The 18,154-nt window shown below is 37.9% G+C and carries 19 protein-coding genes and 1 pseudogene; 12 read left to right on the top strand and 8 right to left on the bottom strand.

Annotated features, from left to right (window positions below; translation table 11 throughout):
• The first annotated feature begins 19 nt into the window (after positions 1-19).
• The 5 genes from M3182_RS01765 to M3182_RS01750 all read left to right on the top strand — a co-directional run bounded on the left by M3182_RS01765 (position 20) and on the right by M3182_RS01750 (position 4,072).
• A complete protein-coding gene (locus M3182_RS01765; RefSeq protein ID WP_251433724.1) occupies positions 20-895 on the top strand; it encodes a carbon-nitrogen hydrolase family protein in 876 nt (291 codons plus the stop codon).
• A gap of 321 nt (positions 896-1,216) precedes the next feature.
• Entirely contained in the window at positions 1,217-1,933 is a 717-nt protein-coding gene (locus tag M3182_RS01760; protein ID WP_251433725.1) for a 3-ketoacyl-ACP reductase, read from the top strand.
• A gap of 183 nt (positions 1,934-2,116) precedes the next feature.
• Complete coding sequence (locus M3182_RS26090) at positions 2,117-2,239, top strand: hypothetical protein (protein ID WP_285866640.1); 123 nt, start codon at positions 2,117-2,119, stop codon at positions 2,237-2,239.
• A 439-nt stretch (positions 2,240-2,678) separates the two neighbouring features.
• Positions 2,679-3,215: an HD domain-containing protein gene (locus M3182_RS01755; protein WP_251433729.1), complete on the top strand. Its 537-nt coding sequence runs from the start codon at positions 2,679-2,681 to the stop codon at positions 3,213-3,215.
• A 323-nt stretch (positions 3,216-3,538) separates the two neighbouring features.
• Entirely contained in the window at positions 3,539-4,072 is a 534-nt protein-coding gene (locus M3182_RS01750) for a nitroreductase family protein (RefSeq protein WP_251433731.1), read from the top strand.
• Positions 4,073-4,180: 108 nt separating this feature from the next.
• Here the strand turns inward: M3182_RS01750 and M3182_RS01745 are convergent, their stop codons facing one another.
• The 5 genes from M3182_RS01745 to M3182_RS01725 form a co-directional block, all read right to left on the bottom strand.
• Positions 4,181-5,017 (bottom strand): PhnE/PtxC family ABC transporter permease, encoded by an 837-nt coding sequence (locus M3182_RS01745; protein WP_251433736.1) that lies wholly within the window; start codon positions 5,015-5,017, stop codon positions 4,181-4,183.
• Complete coding sequence (locus tag M3182_RS01740) at positions 5,014-5,808, bottom strand: PhnE/PtxC family ABC transporter permease (protein WP_251555910.1); 795 nt, start codon at positions 5,806-5,808, stop codon at positions 5,014-5,016. Before M3182_RS01740 ends, M3182_RS01745 begins: the two co-directional genes overlap by 4 nt.
• A complete protein-coding gene (locus tag M3182_RS01735) occupies positions 5,805-6,557 on the bottom strand; it encodes a phosphonate ABC transporter ATP-binding protein (protein WP_251433741.1) in 753 nt (250 codons plus the stop codon). The genes M3182_RS01740 and M3182_RS01735 overlap by 4 nt, the downstream gene beginning before the upstream one ends.
• Before the next feature lie 10 nt (positions 6,558-6,567).
• A complete protein-coding gene (locus M3182_RS01730; protein ID WP_251433744.1) occupies positions 6,568-7,455 on the bottom strand; it encodes a putative selenate ABC transporter substrate-binding protein in 888 nt (295 codons plus the stop codon).
• Positions 7,456-7,810: 355 nt separating this feature from the next.
• Positions 7,811-9,361 (bottom strand): ABC-F family ATP-binding cassette domain-containing protein, encoded by a 1,551-nt coding sequence (locus M3182_RS01725; RefSeq protein WP_251555908.1) that lies wholly within the window; start codon positions 9,359-9,361, stop codon positions 7,811-7,813.
• A 197-nt stretch (positions 9,362-9,558) separates the two neighbouring features.
• Here M3182_RS01725 and M3182_RS01720 point away from each other — a divergent pair, with 197 nt between their 5' ends.
• From M3182_RS01720 to M3182_RS01700, 5 genes are all read left to right on the top strand, one after another.
• The gene (locus tag M3182_RS01720; protein ID WP_251433751.1) at positions 9,559-9,846 is read left to right on the top strand and encodes an AbrB/MazE/SpoVT family DNA-binding domain-containing protein; all 288 of its coding nucleotides are present in this window, start codon (positions 9,559-9,561) and stop codon (positions 9,844-9,846) included.
• A 207-nt stretch (positions 9,847-10,053) separates the two neighbouring features.
• Positions 10,054-10,788, top strand: coding sequence for a CDP-diacylglycerol--serine O-phosphatidyltransferase (gene pssA, locus M3182_RS01715; protein WP_251433755.1), 735 nt, complete (start codon positions 10,054-10,056; stop codon positions 10,786-10,788).
• A gap of 138 nt (positions 10,789-10,926) precedes the next feature.
• Positions 10,927-12,120 carry a glycine C-acetyltransferase gene (locus M3182_RS01710; protein ID WP_251555907.1) on the top strand — a complete coding sequence of 398 codons (1,194 nt, stop codon included), beginning with the start codon at positions 10,927-10,929 and terminating at the stop codon, positions 12,118-12,120.
• A 69-nt stretch (positions 12,121-12,189) separates the two neighbouring features.
• Positions 12,190-13,125 carry an L-threonine 3-dehydrogenase gene (locus M3182_RS01705; RefSeq protein ID WP_251433762.1) on the top strand — a complete coding sequence of 312 codons (936 nt, stop codon included), beginning with the start codon at positions 12,190-12,192 and terminating at the stop codon, positions 13,123-13,125.
• A 146-nt stretch (positions 13,126-13,271) separates the two neighbouring features.
• Complete coding sequence (locus M3182_RS01700; protein ID WP_251433765.1) at positions 13,272-14,084, top strand: YitT family protein; 813 nt, start codon at positions 13,272-13,274, stop codon at positions 14,082-14,084.
• 70 nt (positions 14,085-14,154) lie between these two features.
• On the opposite strand, the gene selD is transcribed toward M3182_RS01700, so the two are convergent.
• Positions 14,155-15,207 (bottom strand): selenide, water dikinase SelD, encoded by a 1,053-nt coding sequence (gene selD, locus M3182_RS01695; protein ID WP_251433768.1) that lies wholly within the window; start codon positions 15,205-15,207, stop codon positions 14,155-14,157.
• 186 nt (positions 15,208-15,393) lie between these two features.
• Between selD and M3182_RS01690 the strand changes: the two are divergent.
• A pseudogene (locus M3182_RS01690) lies at positions 15,394-15,588 on the top strand (Rdx family protein); the annotation flags it as partial.
• Between the two features lie 30 nt (positions 15,589-15,618).
• Here M3182_RS01690 and M3182_RS01685 read toward each other — a convergent pair.
• Together M3182_RS01685 and M3182_RS01680 are read right to left on the bottom strand one after the other, a co-directional pair.
• On the bottom strand, positions 15,619-16,119 hold the full coding sequence (locus M3182_RS01685) for a DUF3231 family protein (protein ID WP_251433770.1): 501 nt from the start codon (positions 16,117-16,119) through the stop codon (positions 15,619-15,621).
• Positions 16,120-16,212: 93 nt separating this feature from the next.
• Positions 16,213-16,488 carry a YqhV family protein gene (locus M3182_RS01680; protein ID WP_251433773.1) on the bottom strand — a complete coding sequence of 92 codons (276 nt, stop codon included), beginning with the start codon at positions 16,486-16,488 and terminating at the stop codon, positions 16,213-16,215.
• 143 nt (positions 16,489-16,631) lie between these two features.
• Here M3182_RS01680 and selA point away from each other — a divergent pair, with 143 nt between their 5' ends.
• Positions 16,632-18,041: an L-seryl-tRNA(Sec) selenium transferase gene (gene selA / locus M3182_RS01675; protein WP_251433776.1), complete on the top strand. Its 1,410-nt coding sequence runs from the start codon at positions 16,632-16,634 to the stop codon at positions 18,039-18,041.
• Positions 18,042-18,154: the final 113 nt, after the last annotated feature.

Genomic DNA, 18,154 nt, shown 5'->3' with positions numbered 1-18,154 from the left:
TTTTTGGGGGGATTAACGGATGAAAATGAGAGTTTCAGCAGTTCAATATCATCTTCATACCATTCGGTCATTTGAAGAATTTGCAGCTCAATGCGAACATTATATTAAAACAGCTCAAGAGTATGATTCTGAGTTTGTTTTATTTCCTGAGTTTTTCACCACTCAATTACTATCAATTGGCAGTGATCAGCAGCCGAGTCTAACAATAAATGAATTACCTGGATTTACTGACCAATATTTAAATTTATTTCAAAAATTAGCGCTTAAAACAGGAATGCATATCATTGGTGGTACTCATGTAGTTGCGAGAGAAGGGAAGCTTTTTAATGTGGCTCACCTTTTTTATCCGAATGGTCAAATTGAAGAGCAAGCGAAACTCCATATTACACCAACGGAAGTTAATGAATGGAATATGTCCCCGGGTTCAGAATTTAAAGTATTTGATACAGCGAAAGGCCGAATTGCCTTGTTGACTTGCTATGATATTGAATTTCCTGAGATTGTTCGAATGGCCAAAGCAAAGGGAGCAGATGTCATTTTTTGTCCGTCTTGTACAGATGATCGTCACGGATTCCACAGAGTGCGCTATACAAGCCATGCAAGAGCTATTGAAAATCAAATATTTGTAGTATTGACTGGTACGGTGGGAAGCTTGCCAACTGTTGATTTTATGAGAGCAAACTTTGGGCAGGCTGCTGTTATTACGCCTAATGATATTCCGTTTCCTCCTAAAGGTCTTCAAGTTGAAGGAGAATTGAACAATGATATGCTTGTCACAGCGGACTTGGATCTAAGTTTATTATATGAGGTTCGTGAACGTGGTTCTGTTACTACATGGCGTGATCGAAGAACAGATTTATATCCAGACTGGGAACAAAGGGAAAAAACATTTTAAACAAATAAAAAGCCAATTCGTTTTCAGACCAACAATCTTGTTGGTTTTTTTATTTAGCTCTATTATCAAACTGTTCTTATGAACAAAAATTATGGCTGAAAGAAGCTAGGTTATAAAATAAAATAGCTTTCACTTATGAGAAAAAGCTTACAAACTTAATTTAAACATAAGAAAAGGCACAATTACGTAAAAATCCCCTTTAGGGTAATAACAATAATCTTTTACGAAAACAGCCTTTTATTTTTGGGAAAACTATTTTTTGTGATAAAATTTTTCATCTGAGGGCAAAACCTCAAGAGGAACTATGGGAGGAGTTATAATATGCAATCTTTAAAAGGAAAAACGGCCTTAATTACAGGGGCTGGAAGAGGGATTGGACGTGCAACAGCCATTGCACTAGCAAAAGAAGGTGTGAACATTGGTTTACTAGGCCTAACTCTATCTAATTTAGAGAAAGTAACAGAAGAACTGGAAGAATATGATGTAAATGTTGCTGGAGCTGCCGCAGACGTATCTGATATCGATTCTGTTCAGCATGCTGTCGACCATATTAAAGGAGAACTTGGTCCTATTGATATTTTGATAAACAATGCTGGGACAGCTAAATTTGGTGGTTTTTTAGAACTTGAACCAGCTGAGTGGGAAAAAATCATTCAAGTAAATTTAATGGGTACCTATTATGTTACCAGAGCTGTGCTTCCAGAAATGATTGAGCGTAAGACAGGAGATATTATTAATATTTCATCGACTGCCGGTCAAAAAGGAGCACCAGTGACCAGTGCCTATAGTGCATCTAAATTCGCTGTTTTAGGTCTAACGGAATCTTTATTAATGGAGGTTCGTAAACACAATATTCGTGTAACTGCTATGACTCCTAGTACGGTTGCAACTGATTTGGCTGTTGAGAACAAGTTAGTTGGTGATAATACTGATAGTGTAATGCAACCAGAGGACTTAGCCGAAATGATTGTTTCTCAATTAAAATTACATCCACGTGTATTTGTTAAATCTGCTGGTCTTTGGTCTACTAATCCATAAAATTAGAAACTGCAATGCATCGCGCATTGCAGTTTTTTTGTAGGTTTTTTTGAGCTTGTGAATTTAATTTTAGCAAACGGGATGACGATTTTTGAATTACAAACGGCTTTTGGACTTTAACAACAATTTTAAGCAAATAGCCTTTTGTAATGAATTGAAAGAGAGGGGAGGGGAGGAGTTAAATTGAAAATACCGCCGTGTCCACCCGAGAGAGACATTCTTTCACTTTCATTAGCACCTGGTACTAACGAAAGTGAAACAGTTGTTTATTTATTAGTGATACAGTTAAGAGAGGAATTATCCTGAAATATTTTAAGTGTTTAAACGATAAAATAATAATGTTTTCCTTATAAATGTGGATAACTAGCAATTAGTTCAAATTACCCTGTGGATAGACGAGGGTTGTGAATAATTTCTGCAAAATGTGGATAATGTTTTGAAAAATCAATAAAATTTACTGGAAGAAGGTGCATAGCGCTATTTCTTTGGGATCTGCCAATTATGAAAATTTGTCCGTCAATTGATGGGGCATTTCTTGGTTCATCCAAATAAACTATAAGAAAGAATATTTTTCAGTTTGTTCCCAAGGTATTTGTTTGAATTTTGTAAACTTTTTCACCAAAGTACTTGTTCATAAGGCTATTCTGTGATATCCTCACGAAAATTATCTTAGTATTCGAACCTTAAATGATCACTTTCAACAAAATGAGCGACCAAATAGTTTGGATTGGAGGAGGAAATAAATATGAGAGATGTTACCTTAATTGATATTTTCGAGCACCATATTACACAAAAATACGTTAAGCGCTCCGGTTTTGCTCATGCTATTGCCGTCGCTTATCATGCCTTCCATCTTGCAAAACAATATAATGAAAATGTCGATATCGCAGCAAAAGCAGGATTCCTTCATGATATCGGTCATTTTACTTGGTACCGTAACGGAAAGTGGGATTATGAATTGTATCGTCAAAACGACATTCATCCAATTAAAGGCGCAGAAAGAGCCCACAAACTACTAATTCGCTTAGGTGAAAATCCGATTCAAGCAAAAACAACAGCGCTTGCGATATTGTTCCATACAGATTCCTTTCTTCCATCCAATGATATTAATCGCACAATGCTTCAAAAAATAGTGAAATGGGCGGATGAAAAGGATGAAGAAGAAGGCGGTGCTCATCATTATCGCACCATTACGAGGGAGCGAGCGAGGGAGAGTATTATTCGGCTCGATCAGATGATTGATAAAGAACTTGAGTACTTGCGAGAAAAAAGGTTGTCATAATAAAAGGTTCTTTTCTCAATGCTCTTTTTTCAAACATTGTTGCTTTTGAAGATAAAAAACAATTAAATGAGCTATTTCAAACTGAAAAATTGCCTTCATTTATGAGAAAAGAGCTTGCAAACTTATTTTCAACTTACAAAATGTCTTTATCTACGTAAAATCGGCTTTTGGATTTTAACAACAATCTTTACGAAAACAGCATAATAAAACGAGCAGAAACGCTCGTTTTTTTTGTTTGTTACAGTTTTTTATAGATTATATTCTTGTATTCCAATTAGATTAGGTGTAATTTAAAATTAGTACCAAATTCTGGAGGGATGTAAATGAATGTTCTAAATGCCATTCAACATAGGCGAGAAATTACCCGATTTCAGAATAAAAAAATACCGAAAGAAGAACTGGAGAAAATTCTTGATGCTGGTTACTTAGCTCCTTCAGGCAATAACTTACCATCTAAAGAGCTTTTACTTGTTGCCAATCAGGAAATGCTTAAACAACTATCAAAAACCACTCCTTATGTTCCTTGGTTAGCTAATGCTGCTGCAGCAATTGTGGTTCTGGGTCGCCCGGATATTAGTAAATATTGGCTGCAAGATACGTCGATAGCTAGTGGTTTTATTTGGCTTGAGGCAGTTGAATTAGGAGTAGGGGGAGCTTTTGGGGCCATATATCATTCAGAAGATCAGCAAGAGTCAGACAGGAGAGAAGGATATGTTCGTGAAGCCCTTAACATCCCTGCTGATCGTCGCGTCGTAGCTATCTTAGGATTAGGGTATCCTGAAGAGCAGCCGTCCGCAAAAAAACACATAGCAAGGGAATCCATTATTCATTATGAAACATTTCGTATAGACAAATAAAAAACGAGCCGCATGGCTCGTTTTTTATTTCAGGCTATTTTCTAAAACGTTGTTGCTTTCTCAATCAAATAGAATGAAAGAGTTAACTAAGTTTAAACCAGCAAGCACCTATTTGACAAAGTACCTAGACTTTTCCGAAATATAATCCGCAATAAAAACTAAAATTAAATAACAAATCAACAACAATGTGATTTCAGTATAATGGAAAAAGCTCATACTTAGTTTAAATTGTTGCCCTAATCCTCCTGCACCGACAAAACCGACAACGATCGTCGTCCGCATAATGACTTCCCACCGGTATAAAATATATGTCAGAAACTTTGGCAACACCGTAGGGAAGACTCCATACATAAGAATTTGTGCAGGGTTAGCCCCAGATGAAGCGAGGTTGCGGATAGGGCGAGAATCGGTATCTTCAATCACTTCAGCACACAATTTCCCAAGTATCCCAAAGTTATGGAGAGCTAAAGCGATTGCTCCTGGAAGGATCCCAGGTTTGAAAATAAAGATCACAATCATTGCCCACACTAGCTCAGGGATTGCTCGACTAAAAATGTATGAGATGCGAATAAGACCAAACACAAACCATCGATACCATTTTTTTGACAGCGTCATCGATCCGTCTGCTACATTTCGGGCGGCTGGAATGACTGTTAAAAACATGACGATTGTCGAAAAACCAATAGCCATAATACTCATTTGCAATGTTTCGATTGAGAGAGTAAAGGCATCAGACCAACTTTCCTGGTTTAAAAATGCAATTTCCTCTTCGCCAACACCTAATAAACCCTTAAAGAACTTACTCGCGTATTCCATGTTTTCATTAGAAAATAATTCTGTTAAGCTGGCCTTTTCGACACCAATAACAAAATACCATGAAGCACCTATTAGCAACAGAAAGGCGTAAAATGAAAACCACATGAAATTGAATTTTCTTTTTTTCATTTTGCCATCCTCTTTCGTAGCAGACTGCTCCAGCCATCAATTAATACGACAATGATGGTCAAAAAGTACATAAATGTCCAGACCTCATCATAATTCAAATCATCCAGTGATAATTGTATTTGATAGCCTAAACCACCAAGTCCAACAAAGCTCATAATAGCAGATGAACGAATGGCACACTCATAGCGATACATTGTATAACTAATCATACTGTTTTTCACACTAGGGAGATAACCATAAAATAAACATTGCAATTTTGAAGCTCCTGCTGCTTGAAGTGCTTGAATCGGCTCATTTGGTACATCGTTGATCATATCAGCAAAAATACGTCCAAGGATTCCACCGTAAGGAATGGCTAAGGCGAAAATTGCGGCATACGGAGACAATCCAAAGGAAGCAACAAACAACCATGCCCAAACAAGCTCATGAATAGCTCTCATAAATCCGAGCAAGCCCCGAAAGCTACCTTTTAAAAACGTTCTTGAAGATTTTCTAGTAGCAAGAACACCTGAAGCGAGAATTCCAAAAACCAAACCTAATACTAAAGCTAGGCTCATGCCTGCTGTAGCGTAAGCAAGTGTAATCCAAGACGATTCAAAAGCAAGTGCCAGAATATTAGCCGATAGTTCAGGAGTAAACATAGCCATAAAAATCTCACTAGCTGTCCCGACTCCGCTTGCATGGATCACGCCATCTTGCCATTTTACCCCTAGAAGGCTCCAGACAAATAGAAGCAGTAGAAACACAGTGAGTATTTTTCTTTTGTGTAGATCAAATGAAAACATGCTCATTTCAGCTCCTTAAGCTGGTAAAGCTCTTGAAGCTGTTTATTTGTAACTTGATCTGCTGGCAAATCGAAAAATAATTCCCCATTTTTCAGAGCAATTAATCTGGAAAAATACTTACGTGCATACTCTACTGAGTGAAGGCTTGCAATCACTGTTTGCTGTTCTTCTTTTGCGATTTTTGTTAACATCTCCAAGATGTCTTCTGCTCTAGATGGATCGAGGGAGGCGACAGGTTCATCGGCAAGAATAATTTCTGGCTTTTGCATCAACAAGCGAGCAAGGGCAACCCGTTGCTGTTCACCCCCAGAAAGATTAGATGTTCTTTCATACATTTTATCTGGAAGGCCAACACGTGTTAAAGCTTGAGTAGCAGCTTGCCTTTCTTGAGGAATAAAAAGATTCAAAAGTGATTTTCCCAGTCCCCAGTCAGCTAAACGTCCTGCAAGTACATTATGAATAACAGCTAATTGTCCAACAAGGTCAAATTGCTGACGAATGATTCCAATTTTTTTGGCTCGTTTTTTACGATCAGTTAGTTGCGATAGGGGTCTCCCATCGATAAATATCTCGCCACTACTAGGCTCAAAGTTAGAGGCTAACATGTTTAATAAAGTTGTCTTACCAGCCCCACTTGGACCAATTAAAGCGATGGTTTCTCCTTTTTCAACAACAAAAGAAAGGGAAGATAAGGCTATCTTCCGCTCATAGTTTTTGGATATTTGATTAAGTTCAATGATGTTTTTTTTAGACACGTTGTGTCACCTACTTAATAATCGCTAATTCCTTAGCTACTTTTTCAATTGCTTCATAGTTTTTATTATTTGTTTCGATAAATTTGTCTGTAGAGAGGAGATCCATAACTTCATTATCCCCAGCTTCCATCGAAAGAATGGCATCTTTTAATTTTGATTTTGTTTCATCGTCCATTTTATTTACTGTCCAGTTGTAATCGTAATACTCTGGAGTTGTATAGAAAACCTTAACTTTGTCTGTGTCAACTTTTCCTTCCTCTACAGCAGCTTCCCATACCGAAATATTTAAAGCACCTGCTTCAAATGCACCGGATTCAACCAATTTATACGTTTTGTCATGAGAGCCAGAATAATTTGGATTTCCTTCAAGGTCTGTTTTTGGATCAATCCCAGCTTCTGTCATGAAATACCGTGGCATTAAATGACCTGAAGTTGAGCTTTCGCTACCAAATGTAAAAGTCTTGCCTTTTAAATCTTCCAGGGATTCAACGCCTGAATCAGACTTTGCGATAAACACTGATTTAAATTGTTCATCAATTGGGCGTTGAGCAATAGCTTCGGCTTCAGGAACAAGATTTCTAGCTTGAACCCCCGTTAATCCCCCAAACCATGCCAATTGGATTTCTCCTCGGTCAAAAGCAGTTACTAAAGCGCCATAATCAACTGATGGAACAAATTCTACTTCAAATCCTGTTTTTTTCGCAAGGTCAGCAGCAAAATCATCCATACTGCGATTTAAATCAGCCGTATTTTGGTCTGGAATCATCCCAATTTTAATCAATTTTACTTCTTTTGTTTCAGAGTTAGATTCTGTTTCGGCGTTTTCATTACTGTTCCCACATGCCGCCAATAAAAGAACCGTCACCAATCCTATCAATATCATAAGCTGTTTTTTCATTTGCAATCTCCTTTATGTTGAAAGTCCTATTTTACTATACCATTGTGTATTAGGATACTAACAATTCAAAATATCGATAGCTTGAATTGTTTAATATCGATTTTTTCTATAATTAGATAGGTGTTAATAGGGAGAGATTGTAAAAAGTCTTCATCATCTCCTTTTCTCCTGTTTGGGATTAGGCAAGAAGTGGGATGAAACATGTTACCTAAAGACCCGTTAGGGAACAATTTTGAGTACGTAATAAGTCGTGAGCTTTCACAGAGTCTTTAGTGAAGGTCACTCATAACCCAGTCTGAATTTTATTTTCTGACCAAAAAAGCCCTATTTAATAGGACTTTTGGTAGGTTTTCTATTAAGCTTTTTGAGACCATTCTTCCACATTCCAGACTTTCGTCACCCAATCTTCATAGAAGTCAGGTTCGTGGCTGACAAGTATAATGGTTCCTTTATATTCTTTCATCGCTTTTTTCAATTCAGCTTTGGCTGTAACATCTAAGTGATTGGTTGGCTCATCGAATAGCAACCAGTTGCTTTCTTCCATCATTAGTTTACAAAGACGAACTTTTGCTTGTTCTCCACCACTTAGTTGATTGAGCGGGCGAGAGATATGTTCATTCTTCAACCCACAGCGAGCAAGTGCTGCTCGAACTTGATGTTGATCTAATCCAGGGAAAGCTGCCCAAACATCTTCAATCGGCGTGATATTCTGGGCTTTTACTTCTTGTTCAAAATAAGAAGGATAGAGGAAATCTCCACGTTCAATTTTTCCGCTTAAAGGAGGAATTTTTCCAAGTATTGTTTTCAGAAGCGTTGACTTTCCGACGCCGTTCATTCCAACGAGGGCAATTTTTTCTCCACGTTCAATTGTCATTGTAAGCTTTGGCAGAAGAGGGTGTGTATACCCAATTTCAACATCTTTTCCTTCAAAAACATATCTGCTTGAACTGCGTGATTCCTTAAATTCAAAAGTTGGTTTCAGTGCTGTTTCCGGACGATCAATACGTTCCATTCGATCTAATTGCTTTTGACGGCTCTTGGCTCGTCCAGTTGTTGAGTAACGAGCTTTGTTTTTGGCAATAAACTCTTCTTGTTTTTTTATAAATTCCTTTTGTTTTTCATATGCGTTAATGTGTTGATTTTTGTTGATTTCCGCTAATTCTAGGAATTTTTCATAAGTTGCTGTATATCGTGATAGCTTTGAGAACTCTAAATGGAAAATGACGTTTGAAACAGAATTCATAAACTCGGTATCATGGGAAATTAATAAGAAAGCATGCGGATATTCCTTTAAATAATTTGATAACCAGCGAATATGTTCAACATCCAAATAGTTAGTCGGTTCGTCTAATAATAAAACTTTTGGTTGTTCTAACAATAATTTTGCTAAAAGAACTTTTGTTCTTTGTCCACCACTTAAAGCAGCAACATCACGGTCAAGACCAATTGCATCAATTCCTAATCCACGTGCAGCGTCCTCAACCTTTAAATCTAAGTTATAAAATCCACCAGCATCCAATTCATCTTGTATGGCTGCCATCTGTTCAAGTAAAGCTTCCAATTCTTCCGGCGTAGCATCGGCCATTTTTGCTGTTACTTCATTAAGTTCCTCTTCCTTTTTAAATAGAGGGAGAAAAGCATCATTTAATACTTCACGTATTGTTTTTCCAGGTGTCAATACAGTGTGTTGGTCAAGATAGCCATAATGTGTTCCTGGTGTCCATTCCACTTTCCCAGAATCATGAATTAATTGGTTCGTGATGATATTCATTAGGGTAGATTTTCCAACTCCGTTAGCTCCAACTAGACCTGCATGGTCTTCAGCAAGGAGGCGGAAGGAAACATCTTTAAAAAGAGTACGGTCCCCAAATGTATGACTTAATTTCTCTACAGTTAATAAACTCATTTATTTAGCCTCGCTTTTTTAGTATCCTTTACACTCATTATTCGATGATACTAAATTCTAGCGAATTCGAAAAGTTCTTTTCACTGGAAGATTGTTTCTTGTTCTTTTTAACGAAAAAATTTACCGAATTCTTTGTAGTTAATGTAAAATAATTCCTGTATCTGTTATAATTGAAGTATAGAAAAGGAGGGATATTAATGAAAGCGACAGGGATTGTTCGAAAAACAGACCAATTAGGCCGAATTGTCATTCCAATGGAGTTGCGCAAAAAAATGGATATTCATGAAAATGACCCACTAGAAATCTTTGTTGATGAAGATACTATTATCCTCCAAAAATATCAACCAGATCGTACATGTATGATTACTGGGAAAATTAGTTCAAACAATCTAATCTTAGCGGGAGGAAAGATTGTTTTGAGTTCCGATGGCGCTGAAATCTTAAAAAAGGAACTTGAAAATTATCTGATGGCTCCTACTAAATAGGTAAAAAGATATCAAGTAGTGCTGGTTAAAACAGCGCTATTTTTTTTCTTTTATTTTTGATATGATTTAATACGTGACATTAGAATATAATGGAGTAATTGGAACAAATTAATAAGATTGGTTCTTTTGGAATAGGGGTCTTATTTATTCAGTGATAACGAGTTAAGATCATTACTAGTTGAGTTTTACATGAGAAAGGCGTGCGACATGAAAAAACACATACCCAATATTCTAACATTTGGAAACTTATTTTGTGGGTTTTTAGCAATCAGTTACATTATTAATGGTGATATGCGAAACGCCCCAATTTTAATCTTTATCGCGATCATGTTAGATGCTGTCGATGGAAGAGTAGCAAGAATCCTTGGTGTTTCCAACGAGATGGGAAAGGAACTTGATTCACTGGCGGACATTGTATCTTTCGGCGTTGTACCAGCACTTTTAGTGGCGTATACTTATTTTAGTGATTTTGAAATGCTCGGGATTGTCATAGCAGGTTTATTCCCGTTGTTTGGTGCCTACAGATTAGCAAGATTTAATATTTCTGATCAGTCAGAATCGCTTAGATATTTTAAAGGCATTCCGATTACACTTGCTGGAGGAATTGTTACTTTCTTGGTTTTGTTTGCAAAGATAATTCCTGTATGGATCTTTTTTATCATTTACTACTTATTGGCGATTTTAATGGTTAGTCGTGTTCGAATCCCTAGCTTTAAAAAAGTTGGGTTGCCTAAGTATAGTGGATTGATTACTTTGTTCTTATTCTATATGGTTTATTTATATGCGAAGGCCAGATTTGAACAGGTCCCAATCTTTTTTTATGTAGCGCTAGCAACATACATACTATATGTTGTTGTCCGATTCTTTAAAGAAAAAGAACCAAGATTCCCAATGCGAAGAAGAAAGTTGCCGAAACGATTTAAGTGGAAGCTTCGAAAATAAAGAGTGATTCCACAATGATTTACGGAGAAAAGAAGGAAACAATCTGTTTCCTTCTTTTTTTTGTCGTTCTAGATTCAATCGCGGAATAGACTTATATGAGAACCCACCATTTTGAACAAGAACCAAAGGAGGTTCCTTATGTCTAGTCGTCAATTAATGACTTTTTTATCAGAAAATCTCTCAAGTTTAAAAGAAAAAGGACTTTATAATGAAATCGAATCGCTTCAAGGTGCGAATGGGCCAATCATTACACTTAATCAAAGAATACTAATCAACCTTTCTTCAAATAACTATTTAGGTTTAGCAACAGATCAACGCTTAAAAAATGCCGCCCAGGAGGCAATCCTTGCTTATGGAGTAGGAGCTGGGGCTGTAAGAAGCATCAATGGAACTCTTGATCTGCACTTAGAGTTAGAAGAAAAACTCGCTCAGTTTAAAAGTACAGAAGCTGCTATTGTTTACCAATCAGGGTTCAATTGCAATATGGGGGCTATTTCAGCTGTCATGAATCAAGAGGATGCAATTTTATCTGATGAACTAAATCATGCTTCGATTATCGATGGTTGTCGTTTATCAAGAGCAAAGATTATTCGGTATCGGCATTCAGATATGGATGACCTCCGTAACAAGGCAAAGCAAGCAAGAGATTCAGTGACGTTCAAAAAAATTATGGTCATTACGGACGGAGTTTTCTCGATGGATGGAGACCTCGCCAAATTGCCTGAGATTGTGAGTATTGCAAAGGAATTTGATTTGATAACTTATGTGGATGATGCCCATGGTTCGGGTGTTCTTGGTGAGGGTGCCGGAACGGTGAAACATTTCGGTTTATCAGACAGAATTGATTTTCAAATCGGAACACTATCCAAAGCTATTGGCGTTGTTGGCGGATATGTAGCTGGGAAAAAAGAATTAATTCAGTGGCTCAAACTTCAAAGTCGGCCGTTTTTATTTTCGACTGCTTCCACGCCAGCAGATGTCGCCGCATGTATAGCCGCAATCGAACTGTTAAGTAAAGATACGCAATTGAATCAACGTTTGTGGGAAAATGCCGATTATTTAAAAACGGGTCTAACAAAACTAGGATTTCAAATCGGCAATAGTGAAACACCAATTACCCCATGTATCATTGGCGATGAGTTCAAAACACAAACTTTTAGTCGAAGATTGTTTGAAGAGGGGGTTTATGCAAAATCAATTGTTTTCCCAACCGTACCACGTGGCACCGGTCGAGTTCGAAATATGCCGACCGCAGCACACACAAAAGAAATGCTGGATGAAGCATTAAGCGTGTATGAAAAGGTAGGGAAAGAGTTGCGGATTATTCCTTAAACAATAACCCCCCGGGTAACAATTTGAATAGTATACTATAGCCTGTTATAACTGGAGGTATACTATTTCATGAAGCGAATATTAATTACCGGTGCTCTAGGGCAAATAGGTTCGGAGCTTACGCTTTCCTTGAGAGAAACCTACGGGAAGGACAAAGTGATTGCCACCGACATCAGAAAACCGGACCATGAGGTTGCAACGGAAGGTCCTTTTGAAATTTTAGATGTAATGGACCAAAAAAGAATGTCTCAACTTGTGTCTACCCACCGAGTTGATACAATCATTCACTTGGCAGCTCTGCTATCAGCAAAAGCAGAATTAAACCCTCTTTTTGCATGGAATCTGAACATGAGTGGCCTTTTAAATGTCCTCGAAACAGCAAAAGAATTCAAAACAAAGTTTTTCGCACCTAGCTCCATTGGGGCATTCGGTCCAACTACACCTAAAAATGCAACTCCTCAAAATACAATTCAACGTCCTACAACCATGTACGGGATTAACAAACTAACAGGAGAGTTGCTTGCTGACTATTATTTTAGGCGCTATGGAGTGGATTGCCGTGGTTTACGTTTTCCGGGTTTAATTTCTTATAAAACTCAACCAGGCGGTGGAACGACTGATTATGCCGTCGAAATGTATCATGAGGCCGTGAAACATCGTCGATATACCTCTTATATAAAAAAAGGGACGTATCTTGATATGATGTATATGCCTGATGCGCTAGCAGCCATCATTCAACTGATGGAGGCCGATGGTACACAGTTAAAAAACCGCAATGCTTATAATGTGACGGCAATGAGCTTAGACCCAGAAAAGTTAGCTCAATCGATTCGAAGAGAAATTCCTGAATTCCGCCTGGACTATAAAATTGACTCAGTTAGGCAGCAGATTGCCGATAGTTGGCCGAATCAATTAGATGCATCTTGCGCAAAGGAAGAGTGGGGATTTAAACCAACATTCACTCTCGATCGGATGACTAAGGAAATGATAAAAAATATAATGTAATGTACTGTACTCCTCCTATCAACATTTACTAAACCATCTAAAAAATGACTAACAAATCCAAATAATAGAAAAAAACTATTAAATTTACAGCAACCGATGCCCTTTTGTATTCTCTTATTAGATAGAGAGATAGGGGGACAACATCGATGCAAATCCTAGGCGTCATTTTTGGTTCCGTGATTGTGGCAATCGCGTTTAACTTTTTCTTAATTCCACATGAAATTCTAAGCAGTGGTATAAGTGGGATTTCTATGATTTTCGGAATGTTGACTCCCATTAACACGGGGATTGCAAACTTCCTGTTGAATTTTCCGTTATTGGTCATCGGATATTTCAAATTAGGAAAAAAATTCATTATCCATACCATCCTTTCTGTTATTGTCATATCCTTGGGACTTTATATCATTCCGATTATGAGCATCGCGAATGATATCATACTGTCTTCCGTTTTCGGTGGAGCGTTAACGGGGATTGGGATTGGACTTATCTTTCGTTGTTCGGGTTCATCCGGTGGCTTTGATGTCATTGGGATGTTAATAGCGAGAAAAAGAGATTTTCCAATCGGAACGATGTTAACGATGATGAATGCGGTTATTATTTTGGTCAGTGGCTTTTTATTTAACTGGGATTCCGCACTGTATACAATGATATCCATTTTTGTTACTGGTAAGGTCGTTGATGCAATCTATACCCATCATGAAAAGTTAACCTTAATGATCGTTACCCAAAAAGGTGAAGAAATGAGAGAGCATCTTTTAGAAAATGTATATCGTGGTGTAACAATTTTCGATGGGATGGGTGGGTACACAAATCAAAAGCGAAATATACTTATGACGGTGATTTCCCGGTATGAACTAGGAGAAGTTAAATCCTTAGTCGCAAAAATTGATCCGAACGCATTTGTGAATATTACCGAGACTGTCGAAGTAATGGGGTTATTTCATAAACATCGAGTATAAAGAAAAAGCAGGCTTCCCGTGGGAACCCTGCTTTTCTTTTGTTTGAAATGTAAATTAGTGGGGTTTATTGTTAGCGAACAACGTGAATCCATTTATCGCTTTTTTCAGTTACTCTCCCAACAATTGTAGCTTGATTTAACCCTACTTCATGTAACTTGGCTACATACTCATTTGCTTCTGACTCTGGCAGAGCTACTAATAAACCGCCGGATGTAATCGCGTCACAAAGGACAAGTTGCTCACTATCGGAAATATCTTGATAGTCGACGTCATTGCTAAGCCACTTATGATTTGCCTTCGATCCACCAGGAACAACTCCCTCCGCAGCCAGCTCATAGGTCCCAGCTAATACAGGAACGTTGGATAAGGTGAATTCGAGCGTCACATCACTGCCACGTGCCATTTCACTACCATGCCCTAGTAGTCCGAACCCTGTAACATCAGTAACTGCGTGTGGATGGAATGTTTTTAGTGATTCAGCAGCTGATTTATTTAATAGCGCCATCGTTTCCGTCACCGCTTTTTCTTGTTCCGATGTGACCTTATTGCGTTTAATTCCTGTCGTTATAATACCGACTCCAAGTGGTTTTGATAATACCAAAACATCTCCAGGTTTGGCACCGACATTTTTCCAAATCTTATCAGGGTGAGCAATCCCTGTTACCGATAATCCAAATTTAGGTTCTTGGTCATCTACTGAATGACCACCGATTGTTACTGCTCCTGCTTCTTTTACCTTGTCAGCAGCACCTCTCATGATTTCAGCTAAAAGATCAGGTCCAAGTTTTTTTACAGGATACCCGACAATATTCAAAACCGTTTTCGGTTCTCCTCCCATTGCATATACATCACTTAGAGAATTAGCCGCTGCAATCTGGCCAAACATATATGGATCATCCACTACAGGAGTGAAATAGTCGACAGTTTGAATTAAAGCAATTGATTCCGTCAGCTTGTATACTCCTGCATCATCAGCTGTTTCATTTCCTACTAATAATTCAGGAACGGATTCTTGTTTAGGTAATAGACGCAAAACTTGCATCAAGTCCTCAGGACTGATTTTGCAGCCTCAGCCAGCTTTAGAGGACAAAGTTGTAAGACGTATTTTTTCTTGTTCACTCAAAACATAACACCTCCAATCTATAGTATACCGAAGCTAGTTTTAAAAAGCACATGTTTAACTTGTATCATTTGCCATATATAATTGTTTTTTATACAATGACGTTAAAATTAAGTTTGTTATGGGGGTACAAAGATGGAGAAATTCCAAATGAAAATTGAATTCTGTATGATGTGAAACTATGCACCAAAAGCTGCGAGTTTCGCAGAAGATTTATTTACCCACTTTCGAGGCCGAATTGAAAAAATGGAGTTAATTCCATCCTCGGGGGGTGTCTTTGAAGTAACTGTAAATGGCGAGAAAATTTACTCAAAGGATGAAACGGGAGTGTTCCCGAAATCAGACGCGATTATCGCACAATTAGAAAAAGAAAAAGGTGCCTAGAATCTAATTTCCAGGCGCCTATAAGTTTGATTATCTTGTATTAAGTGGTGGCGGAACAAGCCATCCTTTTTCTTTGTTCATTTTTAGTAGTTTTCCTTGAAATTCAACACGTTGGGTTTGGAACTCATTATACATTTCTGCAATATCTTGCCGGATGGCAATGCTGGCAACATAGCTTGTTAGAAGTTTTCCAACCGTTAGCTCTTTCCCTACGAGAGCGGCTACTTCAGGATCATTTAATCGAGCCCCTGCAGGAATGTCTTCTAGGTTTACCATCGGTCGGTCTGGAGGTGCAGGTGGAAGTCGTAACCCATTCTCTTTTAAAAGTTGCTCCACCTGTTCTTCCTCTTGCTGTATACAGTCTTCGGTGAATTCTTGAAGAAATTTTTTTAAATCCTCATCTCCAGTATGATTGATAAAAACTTGTAGCGTAACAAGAAGCGCTTTTGATTCCAATAAATGAGTCCATAAATGATAAATTTCACCTACATGCAATGGCTCTTCTTTCGGTTCACCATTTAGTACCCCCATAGCTAATCCCTCCTGATGTTCTCTTTTACGGTAGTTTTTCAAGAACACAATGGAATCATACGAAGAAAATCAACTGGAAGTATTTGAAGGAACTTAGTTGCTTCGAACACCATATAAAATACAGCCCACTCCTAATAAAACCCAAAACATTTTCCCAAATGAAATTTTATCGGCCAATCCTAATAGACCGATGGTTGTTGTGAGAATAAGAACGATAGGACCAACTAATGCAAGCGAACTATTCACAACTAACGCTTTTCCGACATCGTTCAGCTTCAACATTAAAATTGCTGCAAAAATTTCAATACTCCCTGATAAGAGACGCAATGTCGCCATGCCTAATACTGCTTTTTCAATTAAATTAAACATGTGATCCTCCTGCTAAACATTCTTTTGTGAACAATATATGCACGGAAGTAAAGAAGCAGGACAAGGAATCCTTTTATTTGTCGGACATGTAGGGAAATAATGCTATAATGTAGGGGCTATTGTTAAAACTGGAGGGAAACAATGTGAAGCAACTTCTTCGGCAAATGCCACCGGTTCATGAACTTCAAAGAGATGCGCAGTTCCACAGCATTGCTAAATACTATACCGTCGATATACAAATTCTAACTGAATACCTTAAGCAAGTGATTTCCGAGATTCGGCAAGAAATACTTGAAAGAACATGGACGGGACCAGAGCCTGGATCTAACCAATTTATTTCCAGTGTATTTGAGTTGCTTAAAAAAAGAATCGAACAACAACAAAGCTATACACTTAAGCGGGTTATAAATGCAACAGGAACTATTTTACATACCAATTTAGGAAGAGCTAGATTGAGCGATCGAGCTACCGAACATGTTATTGAAACAGCTCAAAATTATTCCAATCTTGAATATAAACTAGAAGAAGGAGAACGGGGATCAAGACATAGTCATGCCGAATCGTTGCTAAAAGAAATTACTGGCGCTGAGGCGGCAATGGTCGTTAACAATAATGCAGCGGCTGTTTTTCTCATTTTGCGTGCATTGGCTAAAGAGAAAGAGGTTGTTGTTTCAAGAGGACAATTGGTAGAGATAGGAGGTTCATTCCGAATCTCGAGTATCATGGAAGAAAGTGGAGCCAAACTGATTGAGGTTGGCACCACAAATAAAACCCATTTGCGTGACTATGAACAGGCCATCAATGAAGAGACAAGTATGATTTTGAAAGTCCATACTAGCAATTTTAAGATCATGGGCTTCACTAAAACTGTTGAAACAACCGAACTAGCAGATTTGGCTAGTAAACACGAAGAAATTCTTTTTTATGAAGATCTTGGAAGTGGGGTTTTGTATGACTTTCAACAACATGGAATCGGTGAGGAGCCGGTCGTTAGTGAAATCATTAAACAAGGTGCCGATATTGTTTCATTTAGCGGAGATAAATTACTTGGCGGACCACAGGCAGGCCTAATTGTTGGAAAGAAACATCTCATCGATCAATTAAAGAAACATCAACTTGCAAGAGTACTACGTGTAGATAAGATGACTTTAGCAGCATTAGAAGCGACATTAGCAGATTACCTGAAAGGTGAACAAGGGATCCAACAAATTCCTACAGTGCGACATTTGTTAATGCAGCCCAAAACAATTAAAGCTCGGGCTGAGAATTTCATCCAGCAATTAAACAATGAGAAAAGTGGTTATTCCTTAAGAATTATTGAAGGGACAAGTCAAGTTGGAGGAGGGACGATGCCAGAAGTTGAGCTACCCACTTATTTAGTGGCTTTAGTTCATCCCACTCTTTCAACAGAACAACTGGCTAGAAAATTAAGAATAGACTCAAAACCTGCAGTTATTGTCAGAAGACATAAAGAAGAAATCCAAATTGATTTAAGGACAGTTACTGATGAGGAAGAAACTCTAATTATTAAAGCATTATTAACACACATCTAAAGGTAATTAATTCAAAAGTCTGCCTCATGAACCAAGAAGGAAATGTTTTGGTTATGAGGAATCACATACAGCTAAAACGAGAAAATGAGGTCTCTGCCTGTACGGCAAAGGCC

Source organism: Mesobacillus maritimus, from assembly GCF_023715205.1.
GTDB lineage: Bacteria > Bacillota > Bacilli > Bacillales > Cytobacillaceae > Mesobacillus_B > Mesobacillus_B maritimus_C.
The sequence above is the reverse complement of the archived record's forward strand: the minus strand, read 5'-3'. Positions and strand labels throughout refer to the sequence as shown.

Excerpts from the sequence above, each read along its gene's own strand:
- M3182_RS01680 (WP_251433773.1), bottom strand. The coding sequence starts at position 16,488 with ATGTTTAATTTAATTGAAAAAGCAGTATTAGGCATGGCGACATTGCGT.
- M3182_RS01720 (WP_251433751.1), top strand. The coding sequence starts at position 9,559 with ATGAAAGCGACAGGGATTGTTCGAAAAACAGACCAATTAGGCCGAATT.
- M3182_RS01700 (WP_251433765.1), top strand. The coding sequence starts at position 13,272 with ATGCAAATCCTAGGCGTCATTTTTGGTTCCGTGATTGTGGCAATCGCG.
- M3182_RS01710 (WP_251555907.1), top strand. The coding sequence starts at position 10,927 with ATGTCTAGTCGTCAATTAATGACTTTTTTATCAGAAAATCTCTCAAGT.
- M3182_RS01765 (WP_251433724.1), top strand. The coding sequence starts at position 20 with ATGAAAATGAGAGTTTCAGCAGTTCAATATCATCTTCATACCATTCGG.
- M3182_RS01745 (WP_251433736.1), bottom strand. The coding sequence starts at position 5,017 with ATGAAAAAAAGAAAATTCAATTTCATGTGGTTTTCATTTTACGCCTTT.
- M3182_RS01750 (WP_251433731.1), top strand. The coding sequence starts at position 3,539 with ATGAATGTTCTAAATGCCATTCAACATAGGCGAGAAATTACCCGATTT.
- M3182_RS01755 (WP_251433729.1), top strand. The coding sequence starts at position 2,679 with ATGAGAGATGTTACCTTAATTGATATTTTCGAGCACCATATTACACAA.
- M3182_RS01685 (WP_251433770.1), bottom strand. The coding sequence starts at position 16,119 with ATGGGGGTACTAAATGGTGAACCGAAAGAAGAGCCATTGCATGTAGGT.
- M3182_RS01740 (WP_251555910.1), bottom strand. The coding sequence starts at position 5,808 with ATGAGCATGTTTTCATTTGATCTACACAAAAGAAAAATACTCACTGTG.
- M3182_RS01730 (WP_251433744.1), bottom strand. The coding sequence starts at position 7,455 with ATGAAAAAACAGCTTATGATATTGATAGGATTGGTGACGGTTCTTTTA.
- M3182_RS01725 (WP_251555908.1), bottom strand. The coding sequence starts at position 9,361 with ATGAGTTTATTAACTGTAGAGAAATTAAGTCATACATTTGGGGACCGT.
- M3182_RS01760 (WP_251433725.1), top strand. The coding sequence starts at position 1,217 with ATGCAATCTTTAAAAGGAAAAACGGCCTTAATTACAGGGGCTGGAAGA.
- M3182_RS01705 (WP_251433762.1), top strand. The coding sequence starts at position 12,190 with ATGAAGCGAATATTAATTACCGGTGCTCTAGGGCAAATAGGTTCGGAG.
- pssA (WP_251433755.1), top strand. The coding sequence starts at position 10,054 with ATGAAAAAACACATACCCAATATTCTAACATTTGGAAACTTATTTTGT.